This window comes from Streptomyces nidicola, from assembly GCF_050106155.1.
GTDB lineage: Bacteria > Actinomycetota > Actinomycetes > Streptomycetales > Streptomycetaceae > Streptomyces.
The window spans coordinates 1,383,024-1,407,800 of record NZ_JBNBPI010000001.1; the positions used below are offsets into that span (position 1 = coordinate 1,383,024).

At 71.8% G+C, this 24,777-nt stretch carries 25 protein-coding genes; 11 read left to right on the forward strand and 14 right to left on the reverse strand.

All coding sequences use genetic code 11. The features are described 5' to 3' along the window. Positions 1–63: 63 nt before the first annotated feature. The gene (locus tag ACOKM3_RS06495; protein WP_426897843.1) at positions 64–717 is read right to left on the reverse strand and encodes a TetR/AcrR family transcriptional regulator; all 654 of its coding nucleotides are present in this window, start codon (positions 715–717) and stop codon (positions 64–66) included. 87 nt (positions 718–804) lie between these two features. After that, on the reverse strand, positions 805–1,554 hold the full coding sequence (locus tag ACOKM3_RS06500; RefSeq protein ID WP_426906719.1) for an AraC family transcriptional regulator: 750 nt from the start codon (positions 1,552–1,554) through the stop codon (positions 805–807). A gap of 6 nt (positions 1,555–1,560) precedes the next feature. Between ACOKM3_RS06500 and ACOKM3_RS06505 the strand changes: the two genes are divergently transcribed. Beyond that, positions 1,561–1,932 carry a DoxX family protein gene (locus ACOKM3_RS06505; protein ID WP_426897845.1) on the forward strand — a complete coding sequence of 124 codons (372 nt, stop codon included), beginning with the start codon at positions 1,561–1,563 and terminating at the stop codon, positions 1,930–1,932. A gap of 108 nt (positions 1,933–2,040) precedes the next feature. Then, positions 2,041–2,757 (forward strand): sulfite exporter TauE/SafE family protein, encoded by a 717-nt coding sequence (locus tag ACOKM3_RS06510; protein WP_426897847.1) that lies wholly within the window; start codon positions 2,041–2,043, stop codon positions 2,755–2,757. 35 nt (positions 2,758–2,792) lie between these two features. On the opposite strand, the gene ACOKM3_RS06515 is transcribed toward ACOKM3_RS06510, so the two are convergent. Continuing rightward, on the reverse strand, positions 2,793–3,587 hold the full coding sequence (locus ACOKM3_RS06515) for an AfsR/SARP family transcriptional regulator (protein ID WP_426897849.1): 795 nt from the start codon (positions 3,585–3,587) through the stop codon (positions 2,793–2,795). A 121-nt stretch (positions 3,588–3,708) separates the two neighbouring features. Between ACOKM3_RS06515 and ACOKM3_RS06520 the strand changes: the two genes are divergently transcribed. Beyond that, positions 3,709–5,922, forward strand: coding sequence for an MMPL family transporter (locus ACOKM3_RS06520; protein WP_426897851.1), 2,214 nt, complete (start codon positions 3,709–3,711; stop codon positions 5,920–5,922). A gap of 95 nt (positions 5,923–6,017) precedes the next feature. After that, positions 6,018–6,545: a DinB family protein gene (locus ACOKM3_RS06525; RefSeq protein ID WP_426897853.1), complete on the forward strand. Its 528-nt coding sequence runs from the start codon at positions 6,018–6,020 to the stop codon at positions 6,543–6,545. 58 nt (positions 6,546–6,603) lie between these two features. Here ACOKM3_RS06525 and ACOKM3_RS06530 read toward each other — a convergent pair whose 3' ends face one another. After that, positions 6,604–7,938 (reverse strand): replication-associated recombination protein A, encoded by a 1,335-nt coding sequence (locus ACOKM3_RS06530; protein WP_426897855.1) that lies wholly within the window; start codon positions 7,936–7,938, stop codon positions 6,604–6,606. Positions 7,939–8,196: 258 nt separating this feature from the next. Here ACOKM3_RS06530 and ACOKM3_RS06535 point away from each other — a divergent pair, with 258 nt between their 5' ends. Both ACOKM3_RS06535 and ACOKM3_RS06540 read left to right on the forward strand, forming a co-directional pair. Continuing rightward, on the forward strand, positions 8,197–8,865 hold the full coding sequence (locus ACOKM3_RS06535) for a Type 1 glutamine amidotransferase-like domain-containing protein (RefSeq protein WP_426897857.1): 669 nt from the start codon (positions 8,197–8,199) through the stop codon (positions 8,863–8,865). A gap of 172 nt (positions 8,866–9,037) precedes the next feature. Then, a complete protein-coding gene (locus ACOKM3_RS06540) occupies positions 9,038–11,353 on the forward strand; it encodes a protein kinase domain-containing protein (RefSeq protein ID WP_426897859.1) in 2,316 nt (771 codons plus the stop codon). Between the two features lie 98 nt (positions 11,354–11,451). On the opposite strand, the gene ACOKM3_RS06545 is transcribed toward ACOKM3_RS06540, so the two are convergent. After that, entirely contained in the window at positions 11,452–13,761 is a 2,310-nt protein-coding gene (locus ACOKM3_RS06545) for an FUSC family protein (RefSeq protein WP_426897861.1), read from the reverse strand. Between the two features lie 97 nt (positions 13,762–13,858). Between ACOKM3_RS06545 and ACOKM3_RS06550 the strand changes: the two genes are divergently transcribed. The 3 genes from ACOKM3_RS06550 (at position 13,859) to ACOKM3_RS06560 (ending at position 15,006) form a co-directional block, all read left to right on the forward strand. After that, entirely contained in the window at positions 13,859–14,311 is a 453-nt protein-coding gene (locus ACOKM3_RS06550) for a MarR family winged helix-turn-helix transcriptional regulator (RefSeq protein WP_426897863.1), read from the forward strand. Positions 14,312–14,461: 150 nt separating this feature from the next. Next, complete coding sequence (locus ACOKM3_RS06555; RefSeq protein WP_426897865.1) at positions 14,462–14,638, forward strand: hypothetical protein; 177 nt, start codon at positions 14,462–14,464, stop codon at positions 14,636–14,638. A gap of 95 nt (positions 14,639–14,733) precedes the next feature. Continuing rightward, on the forward strand, positions 14,734–15,006 hold the full coding sequence (locus tag ACOKM3_RS06560; protein WP_426906720.1) for a fibronectin type III-like domain-contianing protein: 273 nt from the start codon (positions 14,734–14,736) through the stop codon (positions 15,004–15,006). 14 nt (positions 15,007–15,020) lie between these two features. Here ACOKM3_RS06560 and ACOKM3_RS06565 read toward each other — a convergent pair whose 3' ends face one another. The 7 genes from ACOKM3_RS06565 to ACOKM3_RS06595 all read right to left on the reverse strand — a co-directional run bounded on the left by ACOKM3_RS06565 (position 15,021) and on the right by ACOKM3_RS06595 (position 20,843). Continuing rightward, a complete protein-coding gene (locus ACOKM3_RS06565) occupies positions 15,021–16,112 on the reverse strand; it encodes an LLM class flavin-dependent oxidoreductase (protein WP_426897867.1) in 1,092 nt (363 codons plus the stop codon). Continuing rightward, the gene (locus ACOKM3_RS06570; RefSeq protein ID WP_426897869.1) at positions 16,109–16,984 is read right to left on the reverse strand and encodes an ABC transporter substrate-binding protein; all 876 of its coding nucleotides are present in this window, start codon (positions 16,982–16,984) and stop codon (positions 16,109–16,111) included. Before ACOKM3_RS06570 ends, ACOKM3_RS06565 begins: the two co-directional genes overlap by 4 nt. Then, entirely contained in the window at positions 16,985–17,734 is a 750-nt protein-coding gene (locus ACOKM3_RS06575; protein ID WP_426897871.1) for an ABC transporter ATP-binding protein, read from the reverse strand. Next, complete coding sequence (locus ACOKM3_RS06580; protein ID WP_426897873.1) at positions 17,731–18,546, reverse strand: ABC transporter permease; 816 nt, start codon at positions 18,544–18,546, stop codon at positions 17,731–17,733. The genes ACOKM3_RS06575 and ACOKM3_RS06580 overlap by 4 nt, the downstream gene beginning before the upstream one ends. Beyond that, a complete protein-coding gene (locus ACOKM3_RS06585) occupies positions 18,543–19,544 on the reverse strand; it encodes an NrtA/SsuA/CpmA family ABC transporter substrate-binding protein (protein ID WP_426897875.1) in 1,002 nt (333 codons plus the stop codon). The genes ACOKM3_RS06580 and ACOKM3_RS06585 overlap by 4 nt, the downstream gene beginning before the upstream one ends. Positions 19,545–19,555: 11 nt before the next feature. Continuing rightward, on the reverse strand, positions 19,556–20,572 hold the full coding sequence (locus ACOKM3_RS06590) for an ABC transporter substrate-binding protein (protein ID WP_426897877.1): 1,017 nt from the start codon (positions 20,570–20,572) through the stop codon (positions 19,556–19,558). A gap of 136 nt (positions 20,573–20,708) precedes the next feature. Continuing rightward, on the reverse strand, positions 20,709–20,843 hold the full coding sequence (locus ACOKM3_RS06595; protein ID WP_426897879.1) for a hypothetical protein: 135 nt from the start codon (positions 20,841–20,843) through the stop codon (positions 20,709–20,711). Between the two features lie 194 nt (positions 20,844–21,037). Between ACOKM3_RS06595 and ACOKM3_RS06600 the strand changes: the two genes are divergently transcribed. Next, on the forward strand, positions 21,038–21,856 hold the full coding sequence (locus ACOKM3_RS06600) for an IclR family transcriptional regulator (RefSeq protein ID WP_426897881.1): 819 nt from the start codon (positions 21,038–21,040) through the stop codon (positions 21,854–21,856). A gap of 61 nt (positions 21,857–21,917) precedes the next feature. On the opposite strand, the gene ACOKM3_RS06605 is transcribed toward ACOKM3_RS06600, so the two are convergent. Further along, positions 21,918–22,829 carry an alpha/beta fold hydrolase gene (locus tag ACOKM3_RS06605; protein WP_426897883.1) on the reverse strand — a complete coding sequence of 304 codons (912 nt, stop codon included), beginning with the start codon at positions 22,827–22,829 and terminating at the stop codon, positions 21,918–21,920. 92 nt (positions 22,830–22,921) lie between these two features. On the opposite strand from ACOKM3_RS06605, the gene ACOKM3_RS06610 reads away from it, so the two are divergent. Then, a complete protein-coding gene (locus ACOKM3_RS06610; protein ID WP_426897885.1) occupies positions 22,922–23,890 on the forward strand; it encodes a LysR family transcriptional regulator in 969 nt (322 codons plus the stop codon). Between the two features lie 40 nt (positions 23,891–23,930). Here the strand turns inward: ACOKM3_RS06610 and ACOKM3_RS06615 are convergent, their stop codons facing one another. Then, positions 23,931–24,761 (reverse strand): hypothetical protein, encoded by an 831-nt coding sequence (locus ACOKM3_RS06615; protein WP_426897887.1) that lies wholly within the window; start codon positions 24,759–24,761, stop codon positions 23,931–23,933. Between the last annotated feature and the right edge of the window lie 16 nt (positions 24,762–24,777).

The following is a 24,777-nucleotide window of genomic DNA, read 5'->3' on the forward strand; positions in this document are numbered from 1 at the left end:
CAGGTCGGACCGGGTTGGCTCGCATCCGTCCGTGACGGCCTGTCAGTAGCCTTACAACAGCCTTCAGTTACGGGTGGTAGGCGCGGCCAGGAGTCCCACCAGCGCGTCCTCCAGCGCGTCGGCGGTGCGCTCCCAGGGCGGACCGGGCTCGGTCGGGGTTTCGGCGAGGGTGCGTTCGCGCTCCGCGCAGGTATGGGTGATGAGGTGGCGGGCCATCTCCGCGCGCTGGGGGCGGACTTCGGGGGGCACGATGTCGTACAGGCACCGGCCGAGACCCTCGAGGGTGCGGCGCAGGCTGTCACGGGTGAGGGACTCGTCCGTCACCAGCGTCCGCATCAGCGGGTCGGTCATCACCTGCGCGGCGAACCGCGCGTGCCAGGACGGAACACCGCGGGCCGCGTGATATTCGGTCACCGGACGCAACAGGCAGCGGACCCAGTCGCGCAGGTCGTCACTGTCACCGGCGGCGTCCACGTAGCGCGTGCGGATCACGTCGACCTGATCGCCGTGCCTGGTCATGAGGGCCCGTACGAGCGTCGCCTTGCTGCCGAAGTGGTAGCTGACGGCGGTGGTGTTGCCCTGGCCTGCCGCCTCGCCGATCTGCCGGTTGGAGACGTTGGACAGCCCGTGCTCGGCGTAGAGGCGCTCGGCCGCGGCCATGATGGCCTCGCGGGTGTCGGCACCGCGGCCGGTGCGGGGCTGGGTGCTGTTCACCATGTCGGCCTCCTTGATTCCGCGCTCTTGATCACTAGACCGCACGCTTCCGACTAAGTCAACCGACTGACTTAATTTGCGATCCGACGCCTACGCCGGGCCGGCGCGACCGGGGATGGAGGCAGGTGCGCGCCCGATGAGCCTGCGCGCGGTGCGGGCCAGGTGAGCCTGGTCGGAGAAGCCCGCGGAGGCCGCGGCTGCGGCCACCGATTCACCGGGCAGGCCGGCGATGGCCGTACGCAGTCGTGACCATTGACGCAGCCGCACGAGCGGGATTCCGACGGATGCGCGGACGAGGGCTCGCATGCGGGGCGGCGAGAGCCCGACATCGGCGGCGATGGCTTCGATGTCGGCGCGAGGCTCGGCGCTGGTGCACTCCCGTACCGCGTGGGCCACGCGTGGATCGAGCGGGTGTCCCGCTCCGGTGAGGTCGGTGAGCTCGGCTCTGGCGGCAGCGAGGTCGGCTCCGGAAGCACGTACGTCAGCGGGTCCAAGTGCGGCAAGTATCCGGTGCGTTGTGGCCTTGTCGAGGCGTGTGAGCCCCAGTTCCGGACGGAGCAGCCAGGGGTCGATGAAGAGCGCGGCATACGACGACGTCGCGGCACAGGTGTGGGCAAGCCGAGGAGGCACGATCACTCCGGCCGCCGAGGCGGTACGACCCCCGTCCGTCGCGACTTCGACGTGGCCGCGGATCGGCAGGACGACCTTCCATGCCGGGTGGCAGTGCCGAGTGACGCTGAACGCGCGGGTCTCGGCGAACAGCGTCGCTTCGGGGCCGGAGGAGAAGACGAGTCGGCGATCGTTTTGTTCAAGCTCCCATGCGCGACCGGCGGCGACCATCACGCCATGTACGTTATCGCGGCCATTGCGTTGGCGGTCTTCCTGATTGCGGTGGGGATCGCGCACTTCGTGGTTCCTCGCTACTTCCGGACCCTGGTCCCGCCCTGGCTCGGCCTGCCGGGAGTACTCGTTGCCGCCACTGGAGCGGCGGAGATCGTCGTAGGCGCGCTGATCCTGACTCCGCAGGCCCGAGCGGCCGGCGGTTGGGCCGCTGCCGCGCTCATCACCACGTACCTGCTCTCTCATCTCGACGCCCTGCATCGTGCGTGTCCTGATCAGCCGCGTCTGCTGGAGCGGCCGGTCGGCGCGCTGGCCCGACTGGTGGTCAACCTCCTCTACATCGGCTGGGCGGTCATGGTGGCGCTGGCCGTTGGATGACAAGTGCTGGCCGAACCGGGACTCTGGCCCACTTGTTGTGGAGAGCTCATCGGCGGTGACGCCGTCACAGGGGTTCTTCTCCAGCTCGTGGGCTCTTACGCTCGCGCGGTGAGTGATGTGGTGCTGGCCTGCGCGGTCGTGGTCGCCGGATGCGTGCAGTGGCTGACCGGGATGGGCTTCGCGCTGGTCGCCGTGCCCGCCCTGGTGTTCCTGCTCGGCCCGAACGACGGGGTACTGCTCGCGAACTGTGCTGCGGGAGTGGTCAGTTGCGCGGGCCTGGCGGGCGGCTGGCGCCGGGTGCGGCTGCGGGCGATGGCGCCGTTCGTCGTCGCGTCCGTGTGCACGGTGCCGGTGGGCACCTGGGCGGCGGCCCGGCTGTCGGAACCCGTCCTGATGGTCGTGCTCGGTTCCCTGGTCTGCCTTGCCGTCGACCTGGTCGCGCGGGGGCTGCGGCTGCCCGCCCTCGGCGGCACGGGCGGGGCACTCGCCGCGGGCGGTGCGGGCGGATTCATGAACGCGGCGGCCGGCGTCGGCGGGCCCCCGATGTCCCTGTACGGAGTGAACGCGGGCTGGTCCATGCGCGAGTTCGTGCCGAACGCCCAGTTCTACGGCGTCGTGGTGAACGTCGTCTCGGTCGCCGCCGGAGGCCTGCCAGGGCTGGACCGGCGGGCCTGGTGGGTGGCGGGCGCTGCCCTCACCGCCGGCGCCCTCGTGGGCCGGGGCCTGGCCGGGCGGGTCCCCGAGCGCGCTGTGCGGGTGATGGTGCTCTGCCTCGCCATGACGGGCGGTGCCTTGGCCGTGGGCAAGGGGCTGTGGGGCCTCTAGGTCGTGGCGCGCCACGGGGCTGAGGCCTCAGCGGTTCACCGCACGCCGACCCCCGCCAGCAGGTCCTCGTCCTGCCGCAGGATGCGCGCGTGCAGTGCGCGCAGCGTCGGGCCCGGGTCCGCGCCCAGGGCTTCGGCGAGGCGGTGTCGGGTCGACTCGTACGCGGCGAGGGCTTCGGAGGAGCGGCCGGTGCGGTAGAGGGCGAGCATCAGCAGTTCCACGGGCCGCTCGCGCAGCGGGTGCGCGGCGATGAGCCGGATCAGTTCGTGGACCTGTTCGAAGGAGCGGCCGTGGGCGATCTCGCCGGCCAGTCGTTCTTCCTGTACGGTCACGCGCTTCTCCGCCCAGCGCTGGCGTTCGGCCTCCAGGTAGGGGGCGCGCAGCCCTTCGGCGAAGTCGCCGCGCCACAACTCCTCGGCGCGTCGGACAAGTTCGGCGGCCGCAGTCAGGTCGCCGGCGTCCCGGGCGGCGATGGCCCGGTCCACCAGGGAGCGTCGCTCGCCCAGGTCGTCGATGCGCGGGCCGGTCAGCCGGTATCCGCCGCCTGTCCAGATCAGGTCGATCGCATCGCCGAGGCAGCGGCGCAGTCCGGAGACGTACTTCTGCACCAAGTTCCTTACGTGGCGCGGCGGTTGACTGCCCCAGACGGCGTCGACCAGAGCGTCGTACGAGATCGAGCGCCCTTCCTGGAGGAGCAGGACAGCCAGGACCGCCCGCTGCTGCGGCGGCCCCAGCGGCACCTCCCGCCCGTCCGCACCCAACACCCGTACCGGGCCCAGCATTTCGAACCTCAACACCCGCTCGGCCTTCACGTCCGCCCCCTCGCCCATGGGGCGAGCGTAGCCCGGGCGGCGTTCCAGCGGTTGTTCCAGCGGGCGTTCCAGCGCTCGGTCAGCGGTGGGATCGAGCCTGGCGGTCACGGAACATCCGCCCTGGGAAAGGCAGTTCACCATGCTCACCGCTCTGGCCCGGCTCGCGGTACACCGAGCCCGCACCGTCCTCGTTGTCTCGCTGCTGGCCTTCCTTGGGCTTGCCGGGTACGGGGCGGGCGGGCTCGCGGAGCTCGATCTGTCGCGGTGGAACTCACCGGGGACCGAGTCCGTCCGCGCCGGGGAGGTGCTGCGCGATGAGTTCGGCACGGGGAACCCCAACGTCGCCCTGCTGGTCACCGCCCGCGACGGCGACGTCGACAGCGTCGCGACCCGCCGGGCGGCGAACCAGCTGCAACGCGAGGTCGAGAAGGTCCCGAACGTCACCGACACCACCTCCTACTGGCAGGCGGACAGCCCCGCCCTGCGCGACAGCGACGGCCGCCGCGGACTCCTGCTCGTCCGCCTGGAAGGCAGCGCCACCGACACCCGCGACCAACTGGCCGGACTTTCACCGCGGTTGACGCGTACGGCCGGATCCGCCGTCGATGTCCGCGTCGGCGGCCAGGAGGAGATCTCGCGGCAGGTCGGCGAGCAGGCGCGGACGGACTTCCTGCGCGCCGAACTGTTCGCGCTGCCCGCGGTCACCCTGCTCCTGATCCTGCTCTACCGGCGCACGGTGGCGGCCCTCCTCACGGTCGCCGTCGGTCTCCTCGCGGTGGTCGGGACGCTCGCCGGGCTGCGGGCCCTCGCACAGTTCACCGAGGTGTCGACGTTCGCCGCCAACCTCGCGCTCGTGCTCGGCCTCGGACTCGGCATCGACTACAGCCTGTTCGTCATCAGCCGCTACCGGGAGGAACGGGCGGGCGGCCACGCGCAGCAGGAGGCGGTGGCCCGGGCGACGGTGGCGGCGGGCCGCACCGTCCTGTTCAGCGGCGTCACGGTGGCGGCCTCGCTCAGCGCGCTGCTCGTCTTCCCGTTCTTCTTCCTGCGCTCGTTCGCCTACGCGGGCGCGCTGGTCGTGCTGACGGCGCTGGCAGGGGCCGTGATCCTGCTGCCGGCCGCGCTCTCCCGCTGGGGCGACAAGGTCGAACGCCGGTCCCCCGTACGCCACTCCGGCCTGTGGCACCGCACCGCGCTCGGCGCGATGCGCCGACCGGTGGCGTCCGGGATCGGCGTCCTGGCGATCCTGCTCCTCGCGGGCGCGCCCCTGCTCGGCCTGCGCTTCGGCCTCCCCGACGAGCGCACGCTCCCGGAGGGCGCCTCTTCGCGCACCACGTCCGAGATCATCCACCGCACGTTCCCGGCCGAGCCCACCGACACCGTCCACCTCGTCCTGCGGGGGACCGCGCCCGAGCCCGAAGCCCTCGCCTCGTACGCGGCCGAACTGTCCCGCATCCCGGGTACGTTCCAGGTGGACGCCCCGACCGGCGCCTACCGCGAGGGGCAACGCACCGGCACACCCGGCCAGTCCGGCCTGACCTCCCCCGACGGCGGCGTCCGCCTCGCCCTCACCCCCGCCCAGCAGGCCATGTACGGCAACGTCCCGGCCTTCGTCGACCGCATCCGCACCACGGAGCCACCCACCACGTCCGTCCTGGTCGGCGGCTACCCGGCCGAGACCACCGACTTCCGCGCCACCCTCTTGGACCGACTGCCGCTCGCCGCGGGAATCGTCCTAGGAGCGACATACCTCCTCCTCTTCGCCATGACCGGGAGCATCCTGCTGCCACTGAAGGCGACGATCCTCAACCTCCTCAGCCTGTCCGTCATGTTCGGCTGCCTGGTGTGGGTCTTCCAGGACGGCCACCTCTCCGGACTGCTCGGCTTCACCGCGACCGGCTCGATCGAACCGAGCATCCCGGTCCTGATGTTCTGCGTCGCCTACGGCCTTTCGATGGACTACGAGGTGTTCCTGCTCGCCCGTATCAAGGAGGAGTACGACCGCACGGGCAGCACCCGCCCGGCCGTCGCGGAGGGCATCCGCCGGACCGCCCCGCTGATCACCGCGGCCGCCGGCATCCTGGCCCTGTCCTTCCTCTCCTACGCTTCGGGCGGCGTGCTCTTCCTCAAGGAGCTCGGCATCGGCACCGCCCTGACGATCCTGGTCGACGCCACGTTGATCCGCGTCGTCCTCCTCCCGGTCACCATGCGCCTGGCGGGCCGCGCCAACTGGTGGGCCCCGGGCCCGCTGCGCCGCCTGCACGACCGCCTGCGAAAGCCGTCCGCCTCACCGGAGAGCGGGTCGGACGACCTCACGCCACCGTCGTCCCGTGAACTCAGTACGAGGCGATGACCTCTTCGGTGGCAGCTTCGGGCAGCGGGAACCGGCACGGTGGGCCGAACCCAAACGGGGTGGCTGCCCGGCAGGGCACATGCCAGGGTCGAACGATGAGCAATCCTCGCTGCGAGCTGTTGCGTTGGCAGTTCGACATGACCTGGTCGCTGTTCGAGTACCACCTGGAGCGGCTCGCACCCGAAGACTTCCTTTGGCAGCCCTCCGAGTTGTCGTGGACCGTGCGCCCGGACGCTGCCGGGAACTGGCTACCGGACTGGGCCGACACCGAACCCGACCCGGTGCCGGTTCCCACCATCGGCTGGGTGAGCTGGCACATCGGCTGGTGGTGGAGCACCGCCATCGATCACGCGCGGGAACGTACGCCTCGGGAGCGTGCCGACATCACCTGGCCCGGCGACGGGCCGGCGGCCGTCGCCTGGCTCCGGGAACTGCGCACTCAGTGGCTGGCGATCCTGGACAAGCTCACCGACGTCGACCTGGAGGACACCTCCACGCTGCCGTGGCAGTCTCCGCCGGACAACACCGTGGGACACATGGTCGCCTGGCTGAACGCCGAGTTGATGAAGAACGTCGCTGAGATCGGGCAACTGCGGCTCATGCGTGCGGCCTCGAAGTCGTGAGCGCCGACGTCCGAAGGAGACGCCGATTCGTGAGGAAGGCGACGAGCAGAAGCGGGCGTCAGCCCTCCGGGTTTCGGTGTTGGCTGCGCAGGGCGGACCAGTGGCGCAGGCGTTCGCCGATCTGGGCTTCGTAGCCGTTGCGGGTGGGCTGGTAGTACGTCTCGCGGTCCATGTCGTCGGGGAAGTAGTCGGCGCCGGAGAAGCCGTCGGTGGTGTCGGGGTCGTACTGGTAGTCCTTGCCGTAGCCGAGGTCCTTCATCAGCCGGGTCGGGGCGTTGAGGATGTGGGCGGGCGGCATGAGGGAACCCGTGCGGCGGGCGGCGCGGTGTGCCGCGTTGAAGCCGCGGTAGACGGCGATGGACTTGGGGGCGGTGGCGAGGTAGACGACGGCCTGGGCGATCGCCAACTCGCCCTCGGGAGAGCCGAGTCGCTCGTACACGTCCCAGGCGGCAAGCGTCTGCTGGAGGGCGCCCGGATCGGCGATCCCGATGTCCTCGCTGGCGAAGCGGACCAGGCGGCGGGCCACGAACAGGGGATCCTCGCCGCCGTCGAGCATGCGGGCGAGCCAGTACAGGGCCGCGTCCGGGTCGGAGCCGCGCATCGACTTGTGCAGCGCGGAGATCAGGTTGTAGTGGCCCTCCTGCGCCTTGTCGTACAGCGGGGCGCGCTGCTGGATGTGGTGGGCGAGCGCGGCGGTGTCCAGCGGTGTCCCGGCCTCGGTCCCGGTCCCGGTTTCGGTCTCCGGGAGGGCGTGGAGCTGTTCGGCCATGTTGAGGAGGTAGCGGCCGTCGCCGTCGGCCATGGCGATCAGGGCGTGGCGGGCGTCGTCGTCCAGGGGCAGTGGGTGGCCGGTGAGGTGCTCGGCGCGGTCGAGGAGCGTGGACAGTGCGGCTTCGTCGAGGCGTTTGAGGACGAGGACCTGAGTACGGGAGAGGAGGGCGCCGTTGAGTTCGAAGCTGGGGTTCTCCGTGGTGGCGCCGATCAGGACGACCGTGCCGTCCTCGACGTAGGGCAGGAAGCTGTCCTGCTGGGCGCGGTTGAAGCGGTGGATCTCGTCGACGAACAGCAGGGTGCTCTGGCCGATGGTGCGCCGGCTGCGCGCGGCGGCGAAGACCTTCCGCAGCTCGGCGACGCCGGAGAAGGTGGCCGACACCGGCTCGAACGCCAGGTTGCCGGCGTCCGCGAGGAGCCGGGCGATGGTCGTCTTCCCGACGCCGGGCGGCCCCCACAGGATGGCGGAGCCGAGGCGCTGCTGGGCGACCATGCGGCCCAGCGGGGCGTCCGGGGCCAGGAGGTGGTCCTGTCCGACGACCTCGTCAAGCCGGGTGGGGCGCAGGCGGTCGGCGAGCGGCCGGGTGGGCTCCTCGTCGAACAGCGGCAGGGTCGGTTCCATTGGTCTCTCGGGTTGTGGGCGGAGGTGTGCGGGCGGGCATAACAAGCCTTGCACGCGGCACTGACAGTCGTGGGCTCAGCGGCTCGTGGGCGCGCTTCGGTGCGTGCTCATCGAAGGGGTATCCGTGGCTGACGCCCGGCAGGGCCAGGGCCGCCCGGCGGGCGGCGTCCTGGAGCCGGTCACCCGCCGCGCTCACGAGGCCGCCCGTAGTTCCTGGGTTCGTTGCGCCGTCCCCGTGAGCCGTGCTTGGCTCGCTCGATGAACCTTCTGTTGACGGCAGCCGGGCTGCGTAACGAGACGCAGCGGGAAGCGCTGCGGGACATGCTGGGCAAGCCGTTCGGATCGGCGAACGTCGTGTACGTGCCCACGGCATCCGTCGCCGAGTCCGGGGACCACGGGTGGTCCGTCGCGGACCTGAACCGGCTGTATGCCCTCGGCTGGCAGGAGTTCGACATCCTGGAGCTGAACGGTCTGCCCCGGCAGCTGGTGCTCGACCGGTTGCTCCACGCCGACGTCATCTACGTCGCGGGCGGCAACCATTACCACCTCGCGCGCAGCATCACCGGCAACGGCCTGGCCGATGCCTTCCTGGAGGCGCTGGAGAGCCGGGTCTATGTGGGGTTCAGCGCCGGATCAATGATCTTCAGCCGTCATCTCACCGGGCACTCCGCCGATGTCATCGGGGACACCGCGGACCTCCACGCGCTCGGCGCGACGACCGTGGAGCCGCCGTTCGGCCTCTTCGACTGGTACCTCAAGCCGCATCTGAACTCACCGGACTTCCCGGATCGGGACGACGCCTGGGCCGAACGCATCGCCGCGCGGGCGGACTTCCCGATCTACTTCATCGACGACGAGACGGCCGTCCTCGTCAGGGACGGCAAGGTGGACGTCATTTCAGAAGGCCGGTGGCAGTTCCATCCGTGACCCGTGGGCGACTCGAGGCGATCCAGCTCTGGGTCGAGCCGGCCGGCCGTACCCGCGCGAGCCCCGGCGTCCATGGCTTCTCCACACACCTGGCCGTACACACGCCCCGCGCCAGGAGGCTACGCTGCGATCACTTTGCTGGAACCACGGTGCGATCTGGGGGACTTGAGGCGTGGCGGATCGCATACTGGCCGGCCGGTACCGGCTCGTCAGGCCTCTGGGCCAGGGCGGGATGGGGGAAGTGTGGGAGGCCCGCGACGAGGCCCTGGGGCGTCCGGTCGCCGTCAAGGTGATCTCGATGCTCGCGGGTGGTGGCAGTACCGCCGACGAGGCGCGCGCCCGGTTTCTGCGCGAGGCGCGGATCACCGCCGCGTTGCAGCATCCGCACATCGTGACCGTGCACGACGTCGGCACGGCCGTCACCGCCGAGGGCAGCACACCGTTCCTGGTCATGGAGTTGCTGCGGGGCGAGGGCCTGGATGCCGCCGTCCGCCGGGGCCCGGTCGACGGGGTGGAGGCGGCCCGGTGGGGCGGGCAGGTCTGCGAGGCGCTCGCGGAGGCGCATGCCGCAGGGGTACTTCACCGTGACATCAAGCCCGCCAATCTCTTCGTCACGGCATCGGGCCGGGTCAAGGTCCTCGACTTCGGGATCGCCCGGGCCGCCGACGCCTCGGCCACCGATGGCCGGCTGACCCGCACGGGCCTGGTCATCGGGACGGCCGCCTACATGGCACCCGAACAGGCCCGCGGCTACCCGGAGCAGAGCAGCGACCTGTACGCGCTGGGCTGCGTCCTGTTCGAACTGCGCACCGGCAGGCTGCCGTTCACCGCCCCCGACACCCTCGGATTCCTGACAGCGCACCTCAACGACGCGCCGCCGGTGCCCAGCAGCGTCGCGCCGGGCCTCTCCCCCGCCTGGGACTCGTTGATCCTGCGCCTGCTGGCGAAGGCCCCCGGGGACCGGTACGGCTCGGCCACCGAACTCGGCGAAGTGCTGCGCGAACTCGAAGGGCAGGCCGTCCCCGCGACACCGCTGCCGGCCCCGCGCCCCGGACACCCGCCCACCGTGGTCGAGCCGGAGGCCGCACCCGCCGCCCCCGTACCCCTCGATGCCGCCGTCACGGTCACGGCCGCGCAACACAGCACCCCGGAAGCCGGCGGCCGCCCCGAGTTGAGCCGCCGTGGACTGCTGCTGGGCGGCGCCGGGTTCGCCGCGGTCGCCACGGCCGGCATTGCGGCGGGCGTCTATCTCGGCGCCGACCCCGGACACGACGCGTTCGCCTGGTCGCACGGCCTCGGCGAACGCCGCGAAGGCTGGGACCAGCCCATCCTGTCCGGCACACGCTGCTTCATCCCCGCCCACGACGGCGCCGCGTTCCAGGCGTTCGAACTCGCCGACGGCAAGCATCTGTGGAAGCGCGACCTGGACCTCGAGTGGCCCCTGTCCGGAAACTCGGAGGCGGCCGCGATCGACGACGGCGACACCGTGCTCGCGTTGGTGCAACTGCCCCAGGACCGGATCGCGATGCTGTACGTACTCGACGGCGCCACCGGCAAGACCCGCTGGAAGCGGGAACTGTACGACGAGGACGACTACAGCCTGCACGTCCTCGACCGCAGCGGACTGGTGCTCTTCGGCAACGGCGACCCCAACCGGCAGACGGTCACCGCCTTCGACGCACGCACGGGGAAGGAACGCTGGACCCAGCAGTTTGACGATTCAGGCACCATCGAGGGGATCGGGGACATGGCCCTGGTGGGCTCGAAGGCACTCGACGGAGCGACCGGAAAGCAGCTGTGGGACCGGCCCGGCATGAACCTGTACACCGAGCTGGGCCAGCGCATCAGCGCGCCGCAGCGCACGGACGATGCCGTCCTCTTCCACGACAAGGTCACCAAGCGGCGCGTCGATCTCGTCCTGCTCGGTGCCCGCACGGGCAAGGAGAAGTGGCGCGTCCCCCTGTCCGAGGTCACGACGGTGGCCCCCGGCAGCCTCGAGGAGGAGGATCCACCGGCGGCCCCGCTCTCCGGCACCACCCTCCTGCTCCCCCGCCTCAAGGGCGAGCGCAGCAGACCCACGGCCATCGACGTCCGCACCGGCAAGGAGAAGTGGACCTTCAAGGGTGGGGCCCCCACCGGGGACCGCGCCCCCGAACCGGTGTCCACCCCCGACGGCTTCGTCCTTCCCACACGCGACGGCGTCGTCTGTCTCAACGCCGACGACGGTACGGAACGCTGGCGGACCGAGGGCGGTGCGGACCTCGACATCGCCTCCGCGGGCGCCTACACGATGGTCCGGCACACCCGCACCGCCCGGCTGTTCCAGCACCGGCAAACGGTGCGCGTCCTGCGTTCCGCCGACGGCCGCACGTTGTGGAAGGGCGAGTTCACGGCGAGCATCGGCAAGAGCGCCCCGCTGGCCGCGGGCCGGGTACTCGCCTTCCTGGATCCTCAGGAAACCCTGCGCGCCATCCGCCTCACCGGGTGACCTCAACGTGGCTGAGAGGTGTGCCCCGCGGCCACGGCCCGTCCCGAGTGCCTGGTAGAAGGTACGACCGTCTCTAGTGCGAGGCGTGCAGTGCACGATCAAAGTGACCCGGCCGTGTTCCCTGGCCCAGGTGCGGACGTAGCCGACGAGCATGCGTCCCATTCCGTGACCGCCGCACTCCAGTGCGCCCCTGCCCGTTGCCATCGCGGATCGCATGCGGAGCCCGTAGAGAAAGACGGCACCAGCAGGGCGCGGGCCTCGGGCGCGGTGCGGCCGTCCGTCGAGGCGACCAGCAGGTGGCGGCCGGCGGCGCGGGGGTGGATGGTGAAGCGGCCCTCGGCGTCGGTGTAGGCGGCGTCGGCCTGGGTGCCCGAGGGGTCGATCAGGGTGACGGCGGTGTGCGGCATCAACGCTCCGTCGGGGTCCCTGAGTTGGCCACGGATCACCGACGCCTGCCTGCTGTCGCTTTCGCCTTCGCCGAGGAGAGAGCGCAGCCGTCGCAGGGCGTCCCTGGCGTCCGGGGTGGCCCAAGTGGGGGGAAGGGGGACCGGGCGGGGGGCGGCATCCTCGGCCACCGCCTCGGCCAGTTCGCGCAGCGCCGGCAGGGCCTGCGCCCGCTCCGGCGCGGACGGTGTGTGGGCAATCAATTGGAACCCCAGCCGTTGCACTGCGAGGAACACCGGCCACAGTGCGGTGGCGGGCCGGGGTGGGCGGACGTCGCCGAGGATGTGCTGGAAGGTGTCGCCCGTGTTCTGCAGCGCGGTCAGCACGGTGCGCCGCCAGCGGCGGGTGGCGTGGGGGCCTTCGGGTTCGGTGGCAAGGGCGCGCAGGACGGCGGTCAGCTGCCCGCGCAGTGCCTCCGCGCCCGGCCGTCGCCACACCGTGAGGGCCAGCAGCAGCGCGACTGCACTGCCGATCGCGGTGGCCTGCAGTCGTTCGTCCAGGATCGGCAGGAAGGCGCCGTCGCCCGGGTAGGAGAGTGGCACTACGCCCGGGGTGAGCACAGCGATGGCCAGCCCGGAATTCTTGGCCAGGAAGGGCTGGGCCAGGCCGACCAGCGTCGAGGCGAGGAGCAGTACCGTCCACGTGCCGGGGTGGAGGGCGAGGACGCCGGCGGTGGCGACCAGGCCGATCAGAGTGCCGATGCTGCGCTGGACCGCACGGTTGAAGACTCCCACGCTGCCCGGGGCAAGCAGGACCGAGCCCGCGGCGAGCATCGCCCAGCCCGGTCGGCTGATCCCGGCCAGATGGGTCAGGGCGCCGGCCGCGAAGACCGCGCCGCCGGAGCGCAGCGCGTAACGCCAGGCGACGGCGCCGGGCTGAGCACCGGCGGCGAGAGCGCTCCACAAGGAGGGGTATCGGTTGTTGTCCAGCGGGTGGTGGCCGGCCGGCTCGGGCGTGTCCAGGACGTGTCGGGCGCTGCGGAGGGACTGCAACAGACGGTCCTCGGGACGGACCGCGGGGCCTCCCTCCAGCGTGCCCGTGGCCTCCGCAATGCGCGCCCGCAGGGGTCCCCGGCGGGCGCGCAGCAACAGATCGCGGGCCAACTCCTCGGCGACAGACCGGCATTCCGCGGCGCGGGCCGCCGCGGCCGGCGAGGGGCGCGCCCCGTCGGCAAGCGCTCCGGCCTCGGCCACCGCGGCAGCCGCGTACTGGCACACGTCGATCAGCCGATCCCATTCCCCTGTGCGCCGCATCCGCGCGGTGACCCCACGGCGCACGGTGTCCCAGGCTCTGTCGAGGTCGGCCACCGCCGCATGCCGGGCGGTGTCCGTGCGCCCGCCGTCCGCCGCGGCGATCAGCGCCGCCAGCGAGCGGAAGACGCGGGCCAGTGCCCGGTACTCGGCGGCGCGTCCCACGAGCAGCGTCTCGATGAGGATGACCAGCCAGCCGGCCGCCGCGCCCCCAGCGGCCCAGGCGGCAAGCCGGGGCAGCTCATCGACCGGCACGGGGATGGTGGAACACAGCACGTAGGCGAGGAGGTAGAGATAGCCCCCGGGCGGGGCGGCCCGCAACACCTGGCAGACGTAGTAGCAGCCGGCGGTGAGCACCGACCCTCCGGCGATCACCACCCAGGACGGGGCGTGCGCCGCGGACACAGCGAACCCGGCCATCGCCGACAGCACCAGGGCGGCCCCCGTCACGGGCGCGAGCCGGCGGCGGTGGGCGCCCGGGGTGCGCTGCTCCAGCATGACGTTCCAGCCGCCGATAAAGACCGCGAGACCACAGGTCAGGCCGGCGAGCTGGAATCCGCCGGAGAAGAGCGCGGCGCCGGTCACGGCGACCAGCGCCGCCTGTCCCCACAGCCACGGCCCGGGGTTGAGCGCCAGCAGGCCGGGCAGGCCCAGCCGTCCCCGCGGCGGGGCCGACAGGCCGTGATGTGTGCTGAGGAGGCTCAGCGGGACCACCTCTTTCTCTCTCCCGCTCGTTCTCCGCCACACTATAAGGCACCTTAGTTAGGTTCACCTTTGTTGGGTGACACCTCAGGGCGATTACGATTTCCTCGTGAAGGCGACCGACACCAACAGTGACGAGAACGGGCCAGTGGGCGACAGCGACGCCTGGGCGGCCGGAGTGCTGCTGCGTCGACTCCACCAGCGCAAGCACCAGGCGATCGACGCCGCCCTCGCCCCGCTGGGCACATCGATGTCGCAGTACGTGGTGCTGCTGGCCACCGCCGAGCACCCGGATTCCTCCTCGCACGACCTGGCAGTACGTACCGCACAGACCGACCAGTCCCTGGGCACACTGCTGCGCCGCCTGGTGGACGGAGGCCTGGTCGACCGCTGCGCCGGACCCGGACGCGTGTACCGACATCGGCTGAGCGCAAGCGGGCGCGCGCTGGTGCAGCACTGCGAGGCCCCCGTCCGGCAGACCCTGGCCAAGGAGTTCTCCGTGCTGAGCCCCCATGAACTGGCGCACCTCAGAGGGCTGTTGGAGCGCTTGGCGGTGGATTAGTGCGGCGCGCCAGAAATCCTGAAGGTAGTTCTACTCGGCTTTCTGGCTGACGGTTCCGTCCTTGGTGAGGTGATGGGCGAGGGAGTTGAAGATCTCGTCGGTGATGGCGACGCGCCGCCGCCCACCGGAAGTTGCGCGGACGCAGCTCTGATGTGCGTAGGTGTCACGCAGGACGGCGCACTGGAGTCGGCGGACCGGGACAGCCTGGCCCTGCCCGCCGATCAGGTCGCCCTGATCGAGCGGGTCTGCGCGGCCAACAGCCGCACCGTCGTCATCGTCAGCGCCCCGCCCCCGACGGCACCCTTTCCTACGCCGAGGGCCTCCTGACCGGCCACCGCCACTTCGACACCCACGGAATCGCCCCGCACTACGCCTTCGGCCACGGCCTCGGCTACGCCGACATCACGTGGCGCTCGACCCAACTGCACACGCGCGACACCGCGGGTGCTCCGGTCCAGGGCCGACCGGAACAGCAGCTCGCGAGCTTCTCGACGGTACGGCTCGCACCGGACGAGGAACGCGAGGTCACCATCGCCCTGGAGCGCCGGGCGTTCTCCTGGTGGGACGAGGACACGTCGGCCTGGCGGGTACGCCCGGGCCGCTGGGACATCCGCGTCGCCCGCTCCAGCCGCGAGGTCTTCGACCGGTTCACGGTCTGGATCGACGGGGAGGGGCGGGTGCGGTCGGGGCCGTAGGCGGGCAGGCCGGTTCACTGGCGCGGGCCCACCCCCAGCGCCGGCAGCACCGTCTCCGCCACCCGGTAGGCCTCCTCCAGGAGGGGGTTGCCGGAGAGGATGAAGGTGTCCACGCCCAGGTCCCTGAACTCCTGCAAGCGGTCCACGACTTGGGCCGTGGAACCGACGATCGCCGTGCCGGGGCCCGGGCGGAACAGGCTCATGCCGGGCCACAGGTTCGGGTGGGTCTCAAGCTCCCGGGCCCGGGCCGGGACGCGGCCGCCGTGCTGGCGGAACTGGCGTTGCCAGCCGGTGCCGTCCTCCCCAGCTTTGGCGCCGAGTTGGCGTGCGTACGTGGCCTCGCTCGTGACGTCGAGGAGACGGTCGGCGGCGGCCCACGCCTCGTCCTCCGTGTCGCGGACGATGAGGTGCAGGCGCAGGCCGATGCGCAGGGTGCGGCCGTACGCGGCGGCGCGGGAGCGCACCCGGTCGAGCTTCTCCTTGAGCAGGTGGGGGGGTTCGGCCCAGGTGAGGTAGACGTCGACGTGTTCGGCCGCCATCTCGATACCCGGCTCCGACGAGCCGCCGAACCACAGCGGCACGTGCGGGGACTGCACCGGCTTGAGGTCGCGGAAGGAGGCTCCCGCGTTGGTGAGTTCGTAGAAGCGGCCCTTGTGGTCGAAGACCTCGCCCGCCGTGAGGCGTTTGACGATCGACCAGTACTCGGCGCTGAGCTCGTAGCGTTCGTCGTGCTCGACGTGCAGCCCGTACTCGCGCAACGACGTGGTGGCCCCGTTGACCACGTTGAAGCGGAGGCGGCCGCCGAAGAGGGTGTCGAAGCTGAGTGCCATCTTCGCGAGCAGGGTCGGCGAGATGAGGCCCGGGTGGACGGCGAGGAGCGGCTGGAAGCCCGGGCCGGTCGACGCGGCCAGGGCGCTGCCGAGCGGCCACACGTCGTAGAGGTCGGTGGCGAGCAGGGCTCCGCTGTAGCCGAGGCGTTCGACGGTTCCGGCGAGTTGTTGGAGGTAGCCGAGGTCGACCGGGCGGCGGCCGTCCGGCTCCCAGGGGTAGGCGCCCTCTCGGGGGATGATGTACCAGAGGACTTCGGGGGCGTCGGTGGTCGTCACGGCCGGTGCTCCCCCGCGCCCGCGACGGCGTCCGCGACCGTCACGGCCCGCTCGATGAACCCGGTGCGTACGAAGATGTCCGCCGCTTCCTGCTGTTCGGCGAGGAAGGTCGGTGTGATGTCCTCGATGTGCCAGGGCAGTGACTTCAGTGCGGTCTCCCAGTCGTCGGCACCACCTCCTTGGTGGTCAGCGGCGATCTCGGCGGCATCGCGGGGGTGCGTCCTGGCCCAGTCGTCCGCCCGCCGCAGCGCGCGGACCAGGGCGGCGACGATCTCCGGCCGCTGTTCGGCGAGGTCGCGGCGGGCGAAGAAGACGGAGCGGTCCGTGATGACGTCGGCGGTGGGCAGCAGGACGCGGACGCCTCCGGTGCGCAGCGCGGCGACGAGGTCGGGGCCCTGCGCCACCCACGCGTCGATCTCCCCTGCGCGCAGCCGCTGTTCGCTGTCACTGGTGGAGCGTTCGGCGGTGATGTCGGTGGCGTAGGAGAGTCCGGCCCCGTCGAGGGCCTTGGCCACGAGGTGGGTCTGCCAGGAGCCGATCGCGAGGTGCACGGTGCCGCCCTTGAGGTCGGCCGCGGACCGGTGCGGGCTGTCCGTCAGGACGAGCAGCGCGCCGTGGTCGGGGCGGGGCGCGGAGGCGGCGGTGTAGACGATGTCGTGGCCGGCGGACTGGGCGGTGATGGGCGGGGTGGAGCCGGTGCCGCCGAAGTCGATGACGCCGTCGGTCAGGAGCTCACCGGTGCGTACGCCGTTGGTGTACGGGTGGAAGGCGGCGCTCTCGCCGAGTGCCGCCAGCTCTTCCTGGGCGTAGGTCAGGCGGGAGAGGTAGTAGAGCGTCGGATTGCTGTTGTGGACACCGATGGTGACGGTCATTCAGGGGGCTCCTGTCGGGAGGGGTGTGCGGCCGGCGGGGTGGACGCCGAGGTCGGCGAGGAGGCGGCGGCGCAGGTCGGCGAAGGCGGGATCGCCCGGCTCGCGGGGACGTTCGACGGTGACGGACTCATCGGTGACGAGCCGTCCGTCGCGCAGGACGCAGACGCGGTCGGCGAGGCGGATGGCCTCGTCCACGTCGTGGGTGACCAGGAGGACGGCGGGCCGGTGGATCCGGCACAGGTCGCCTACGAGGTCCTGCATCTTGAGGCGGGTGAGCGCGTCGAGGGCGGCGAACGGCTCGTCCAAGAGGAGGAGTTCGGGTTCGCGGACCAGGGCGCGGGCCAGTGCCACCCGCTGGGCCTCGCCGCCGGAGAGCGTTCCGGGCCAGGCGTCGGCGTGCCGGTCGAGGCCGACCTCACTGAGCGCGGTGCGGGCCCGCTCCTGGGTGGCGCGGCCGCGGGGCAGCGCGACGGCGACGTTCGCGAGCACCTTCTTGGACGGGACGAGGCGTGGCTCCTGGAACACGATGGTGCGCGCCTGGGGCACGAGCACCTCGCCGTCGTCGGCGCCGTCGAGCGCTCCGAGGATGCGCAGCAGGGTCGTCTTGCCGCTGCCGCTCGCGCCGAGCAGGGCCACGAACTCGCCGCGCCGGATGGTCAGTTCGATGCCGTTGAGGACGGCCCGGTCGCCGAAGACGCGGCGCAGGCCGTGGATGTGGACGGCGGTGTCTCCGCCGGGGGCGGTGGTCATCGCGCATCTCCGCGCCAGGGCATCAGCAGGTGCTCCAGGAGACGTACGACGGCGTCGGCGGTGAGGCCGAGCAGGCCGTAGACCACGATGCAGACCGCGAGGATGTCGGTGCGGGCGTAGCTCTGGGCCTGAGCCATCAGATAGCCGATGCCGGCGGTGGCGTTGATCTCCTCGGCGGCGATCAGGGCGATCACGCTGAGTGTCATCGACAGGCGCAGCCCCGACAGGAGCGAGGGCAGCGCGCCCGGCAGCACGACCTCGCGGACGACGGCGAGACGGCTCATGCCGAAGCTGCGCATGGCCTCGACGAGTTTGCGGTCGGCGTTGCGGACCCCGCCGTACGTGGCGACGTACATGGGGAAGGTGGTGGCGACGGCGATCAGCAGAATCTTGGCGGCCTCGTTGATGCCGAACCAGACCATGAAGAGCGGCACCAGGGCGAGGAACGGGATGGTGCGCAGGGTCTGGATGGAGGAGTCGAGGAGTTCGTCGCCGAGGCGGGTGAAGCCGGTGACGACGCCGAGGGTCAGTCCGGCGGTGAGCCCGATGACCAGGCCGATCCCGGAGCGGGTGAGGGAGGTTGCCAGCGCGTCGGACAGCTGACCGTTGCCCCACAACTCCCCTACCGCTGCGACGACTTGCGCGGGCGATGCGAGGACGTCCTTGGTGAGGACGCCGGTCGCGGACGCGAGCCACCACACGGCGAGCAGGCCGAGCGGGCCGAGGGCCCTGACGAACGCGGTGTGCCCGCGGCGGCGGGGTCTTGCACGGGGCGGGCGTGGCGCCACCAGCGTGGTGCCGGGTGTCGTCATGACAGCTTCTCCACGTCCAGGACATGGGCGGCGATGTCCACGGTCTTGGGGGTGACCTGCTGCGCGGCGTAGAACCGGGCGACCTCTTCGAACCGCTTGATGTCGGTGGGCGTGACGGGCTCGACCGTGCCGGCCTGCCGGGTGATGGCGATCTGGGCGCTCTTCGCGGCGCCGGTGAGGGCCTGCGGTCCGGCGTCGGTGTTCACGTTCAGGTAGGCGGCCGGGTCCCGCTTCTGCTTCGCGCTCGCGGTGTGCAGATAGTCGTAGAGGGCGCGCACGACCTCGGGGTGCTGGTCGGCGAAGGCGGTGCGGACGGCGTTGAGGCTGTAGTTGTCGGAGCCGATCTGCTTGCCGGTGGCGATGAACTCGGCTTTCCCGGTGCCGAGTTCGGCGACCGAGTTGGCGGCCCATGCGGCCCAGGCGTCGACCTTGCCGCTGTTGAAGACGGCCGCGGTCTGGTCGGGCTTGAGGTACACCCGCTTGACCTTGGAGGCCGGGATGTGGTGTTCGGCGAGCGCCTTGAGCAGGAGGTACTCGCCGGTGCCACCCTGGTTGACGGCGACCTTCTTGCCGGCCAGGTCCTCGACGGAGTCGATGCCGGAGCCCTTCTTGGCGAGGATGCCCTCGCCGGCGCCGTCGGGTGCGGTCGCCGAGAAGAACGTGAAGCCGGGCGTCTGGGTGAGCGAGGTGATGCCGGAGGTGATCGAGCCGGTGGCGATGTCGAGCTGGTCGGCGTTCATGGCCTGTGCGGCGGGCGCGAACGGGCCCGCGCTGCCGGTCCATTCGACCTTCGCGTGCACCTGGGCGAGGGCCTTGTCGAGGCTGCCGTCCTTCTTGCCCACGGCGAGGACGCCCGAGTTGCCGGGATCGGGGATGCGGACGGTGACCTGCCCGCCCTCCCCCTTGCCTGCGTCGGCCTGCGAGGTGCCGCATCCGGAGGCGAGGACGCTGAGCGCCGCGGCTGCGGCGAGGGCGGCGACGGGTTTCGGTATGCGCATGGCGGTGGTCCTCACGGGCGTTCAGGGGCGGGTCGGAGCGTGCGGGCGCGGCGCAACGGCTCGGGGGCGGCCCACTCGCGTACGTCGACGGGGGCGGGCAGGAAGCCGTGCGCGCGCAGCCGTTCTTCCTGCACGGCGAGCAGGTCGAGGCGGTCCGCGGACAGGTCGGGGTGCAGGGTGCGGTGGGTGCCGTGCCGGTAGGCGCCGGTGACACCTTCGGCGCCGGCGCCGGTCTCGGCGCCGAGGATGCGGGCGACGGCGTCGGGGTGGTCGGCGGCCCAGTCGGCGGCGCGCAGCAGCACAGCGAGGAACCGGTCGACGAGGTCCGGATGGTCGTCGAGGAGCTGCTGGTGCACGGTGATGGGACGCGGGGTGCCGTTGTTGACGCGGTGGCCGCGCTCGGGCAGCTCGTCGAGTTCCACGGCGACGCGGGCCCCGGCGCGGCGGGCCGCCTCGACGGCGAGGGCTCCCTTGACGTAGACGGCATCGACGTCGCCGTGCCGCAGCGCGTCGAGTTCGGCGCCCCACTGGCCGGGATATCCGTCGGCGGAGATGTCGACGCGGCGGACGTCGTCGAGCGTGAGGGCAGCGGAGGCGAGGACGCCCTCGAAGCCGCGCACGGCCATGGCCCGCCAGAAGTCGATCGCGATGGTGTGCCGGGGCACGGCCACCCGCAGCCCCCGCAGCCCCTCGGCGCCGCGCACCGCGCTGTCGGGCCGCACGAGGATCGCCTGGCGTTCCTCGATCCACGTCAGCCCGATCAGCCGGGTGCGTTCACCGCGCGCCCGGGCCCACAAGGCGGGCACGTTGCCGCCCTCGCGGAACAGGCCGGGCAGGGCGTGCGTGAAGTGCGTCTGCCGGTCGACGTCGGGCGCCGCGTCCTGGAGGGAACGTACGGCGATGCCGTCGGCGGCGAACTCATCGGCCAGCCACTGCCGGTCGGCGGCGATGCCGGTGGCCGTGGGCACCGGACAGCGGGTGAACCAGAGGGTGTCGGGGGTGGCGCGGGTCAGGGTGTGCGCAGGCATGGCGGGTCCCGGGGTTCAGGCGGCAGGGGTACGCGGGCAGGCCGGGAGGGGCCCGGCGGGGTGCGCGGAGTCGTACGGGTGTGAGGTGTGCGGTGGCGCGGAGTCGTACGGGTGTGAGCTGCGGCGGTGCGGCGTGTCAGGCGCGGGTGCCTGAGGCGGCGGGGCGACAGGCAGCGCTCGTCGCGCGGGCCAGGTCGATGTGGCGGCGCAGCGTGAACGCGGTCGTGACCGGGAGGGCGGCGGGTGCGACGCGGTCGGTGCGACGGTGCATGGCGCGGCTCCCTTCTCCGGTACGGGCGACGGTGGTGTGCTGTGGCCACACCCTGACACGCCCTCCACAGCCCGACAAGCACCTTGCCACCATGTGGGACCGGATGTGAACGGCGTATTGCCTGCACGCATTTCACGGGTTCGGGCCTGCCGTAATGTGAGAGACCCCTTGCCGCCGTCCACCTGAGGGGCACCGTGACCGACCCCGCCGCCGACGCCCGCCGCCCGGCTCCTGTCGACGTTCCCGCCCCCGCGCGGGCACCGTCGGGAAGCCAGGCGGTGCGGCGGGCGCTGGACCTGCTGCACTGCTTCCACGACAACGGGCCCGACCTGAGCGCCTCCGAGCTGGCCCGGCGTCTGGACCTGCCGGTGTCGACGGCACACAGGCTGGCCCGCACCCTGCTGTCCGCCGGTTTCCTGGAGCAGGACTTCCGCACGTCCCGCTACCGGCTCGGCCCCTCGGTCACCGAACTGGGCAGGCTCTCCTACCACCAGCGCGGCCTGCATCTGGCCACACCGGAACTCGCCGATCTGGCCGAACGCACCGGCGCCACCGCCGACTTGGCGCTGCGCAGCGGCCCGTACGCGGTGATCGTGGCGGGCGGTTCGGTGACACCGAAGGTGGGGCTGCGCCGCCCGCTGCACTCGACGGCGCTCGGCAAGGTACTGCTGGCCTGGCCGCGTCCCGGCGACGCGGGCCCCGAGTCACTGCCCCCGCTGCCCGCCTTCACCGAGCGCACCATCGTCGAACACGGCGCGCTGCGGGAGGAGTTGACCCGGGTGCGCGAGGACGGTCACGCCCTCAACGACGGCGAGTCGGCGCACGGTGTGCGCACCCTCGCGGTGCCGGTCCTCGACCGCGGGGGCCACGCACGGTTCGCCCTGGCGGTCCGGGCGACCCCTGACGTGATCACAACGGCGGCACTCCCCTGGTTCCTGGAACGGACCCGCGCGTGCGCCCGGGCCCTCGAGGTGCTCCTGCTGGCGCCGGGCGAGCGACGGGAAGGCGAGTGAGGCGACGGCGGGTGCCACCGCGCCGGTGTCCCGGAGGTGGAGAGGACGGGGCGTACGCCGCTCACGGCAGCAGAGCCGCGGCGAGTTCGCGGGGCCGGGCGGCGAACGGGCTGTGACTGCCCGGGAGGGTGCGCACGGTGAACGGGTTGCCGGGCATGGCCCGGTCGGCTTCCGCGATCATCAGGTCCTGTGTGGCCGTCGGCAGCCCGCGGTCGTCCGCGCAGCGCAGGAAGGTCCGCGGGATGCGCCCCCAGCGCTGCGCTGTCACGGCGACCGGGGTGGAGGGGATCGCCAGCGGCAGGTCCGGGCTCAGTGCCGAGCGCCAGCGGTCGAAGCGGTCCAGGGGGGTGTCGTGGTAGTGGGCCTGGCGCAGTTCCTCGACGTAGGCGGGATCCTGCGAGAGCGGGTTGATCCGCACGGCGCCCAGTTCCCCGGGGTCGCCGAGGTTGAGGCTCTGGCCCCGTGCCGTGGCGTTCTCCGGCGAGCCGAGATAGTCGAAGAACCGCGGCCGTCCGGCGGGCACGAAGGCCGAGAGATAGACGATCTCGTCGACGAGTTCAGGTGCCCGCTCGGCGGCCAGTGACGCGGGGCCGCCGCCCGCGCTGTGCGCGACGAGCACGACACGACGGTGGTGGCGGGCCCGGCGCAACGTGTCCAGGACAGCCTCGGCGCAGTCGTCCATCGTCACGGCGGCGAGCGCGGACTTCTCGGTCGACAGGCCCGGCTGGCCCGCCTTGAGGTATCCGCTGGGCAGTGGCGCGTCGAAGCCGTGCCCCGGCAGGTCGACGGCCATGCTCGCGGCACCGGATTCGGCGAGTGCGCGCTGCGTCGCCGCCCACTGCCCGGAGCTGTGCCACGCCCCGTGCACGAGGACGAAGACAGTGCCGGTGCGGGTGCCGGTGCCGGTGCCAGTACGGGCGGGGGTGCCAGTACAGGCGGGGGTGCGGGTGTCGGTGGAGGGGGAATCAGCCATGACCGCATTCCACGCGGCCCGGCCCCGATCATCCAGCGAAAGATCTGACAAGCTGGCCGACGATACATGTGAGATATGGCCGGGAGGCTGACATGGAGGCGCGGCACCTGCGGTACGCACTGGCCCTCGCCGAGCACGCACACTTCGGCCGGGCGGCCGGTGCGCTGGGCATCGCGCAGCCGCCGCTGTCCAAGCAGATCGCCGACCTCGAACGCGAAGTGGGCGCCCGCTTGTTCGATCGCACCCGGCAGGGCGTGTTCCCGACGGCCGCGGGCGCGGCCTTCCTCTCCCGGGCGCGCAAGGCACTCGACGAGATCGCGGCGGCCACGGTCGACGCGGCCAGGGCGGCGCGCGGCGAGACGGGACGGCTGCGCCTGGGGTTCATCGCCTCGGCGCTGCTCGAACCCCTGCCGGACGTCCTCGGCCGGTTCGGCCGCGAACGGCCCGATGTGCGGCTGGAACTGCACGAGATGGCGACCAGGCGCAGCACAGCCGCGCTCGTCGCCGGCGAACTGGACGTGGCGATCGGCCTCGGCCGGCCGGCGGGTGTCGGGGCCGAGCAGTTGGTGTCGGTCCCGATCGGACAGGACCACTTGGTCGCGGTCGTGAGCAGCACGCACCCGTACGCGGGTCAGCCGTCGGTGGACGTGGACCGGTTGCGGCGTCAGCCGCTGATCGTGTCATCGGGAGAGGACGAGCCCGCTGTCGCCAGAGGGCTGCGTACCCTGCTGGGCAAGGACTCGCCGGCGCTCGAAGGCGCGACCGTCGCGAGGGACATCCACACCATCATCGGCCTCGCCGCCTGCGGGGTGGGCATCGGCCTGGGCCCCTCTCGCATGCTGACGGCCCCGCGGCGGGGCACCTGGTTCTGCGAGGTGGCCCCGCGCACGCCGCTGCCCGACCTGGTCCTGTCCTTCAGCGCCCGGGACGTGTCACCGGCACTGAACGCCTTCCTCGACGTCATCCGCACGAACTGCCCCGTGGTCGGTGCCGCGCTCGACCACCGGCTCGGCCCACGCGGACCACACGAAGAAGCCGACCGCGACTCGCTCCCTGCCTGACTTCACCTTGCCGGACGAGCGCGAGGAGTCCACCCCGTGCTCACTCGTCCGACCGCTCGGTCCACGCTCGCGGTGCGGCCTGTCCGACCTGCACGGTCCCGTCCACGGGGACGTACCGCAGCAGGCCGAGGTCGACCAGGCTCCTCAGGTGCCCCAGGTACTCTTCGTCGCTCCAGTGGAAGGCACTCCGTAGCTGATGAGCGGTGGGGTGCCCGCCGGCACGCCGGTCGTACGTGCAGACCCAGGCGACAGCCTCCCGCTGTTCTTGCGCGGACAGGCCGGTCGACGTGCGCGGCAAGTCCTCCGGCGGCGTGGCACCGAGCCCCAGGCTGTACGGAGCGTCGGTGTAGGTGACCACCCCGCGCTGGGCGAGGTATTCGAGAACACCGGCGAGCTCGGCCACGGTCCAGTCGAAACGCTCACGCAGGTAACCCCACGACGGGCCTCTTCCGTGCTCCTCTCTGAACTCCGCGATGTGCGCCGCCACGAGCGCCTCCCGACCGCGCAGCAAGGCACGAGCACGGCGCTTGCGGTACGAGGCCGGCGACGCATCCGACTGCTCGGACGCCGGCTTCTTCGGCGGCTTCGCCTTCCACTCCGCGCGCGAGGAGAGGTGCCAACGCCCGCACTGCGGGCACTCGTACACCCGCTGCGGAACCACGCCGGTGTGCCGCGGACGCTCACGGATCTCCCGCAACCGCAGCTCAGCACTCTCACGGTCAAGAAACTCGGTCTTGCCCTGGCAGGCACGCACCCGCGTCCTACGCGTACGTTCCTGAACCAGCGCCTGCTCGGCAACGCTCGGGCCCTCGGCATCGAAGCCGGTCAGCCCCACGATGTCGTTGATACGAGCTTCGAGTTCCCTGTCCATGTGAACCGTTGTACGC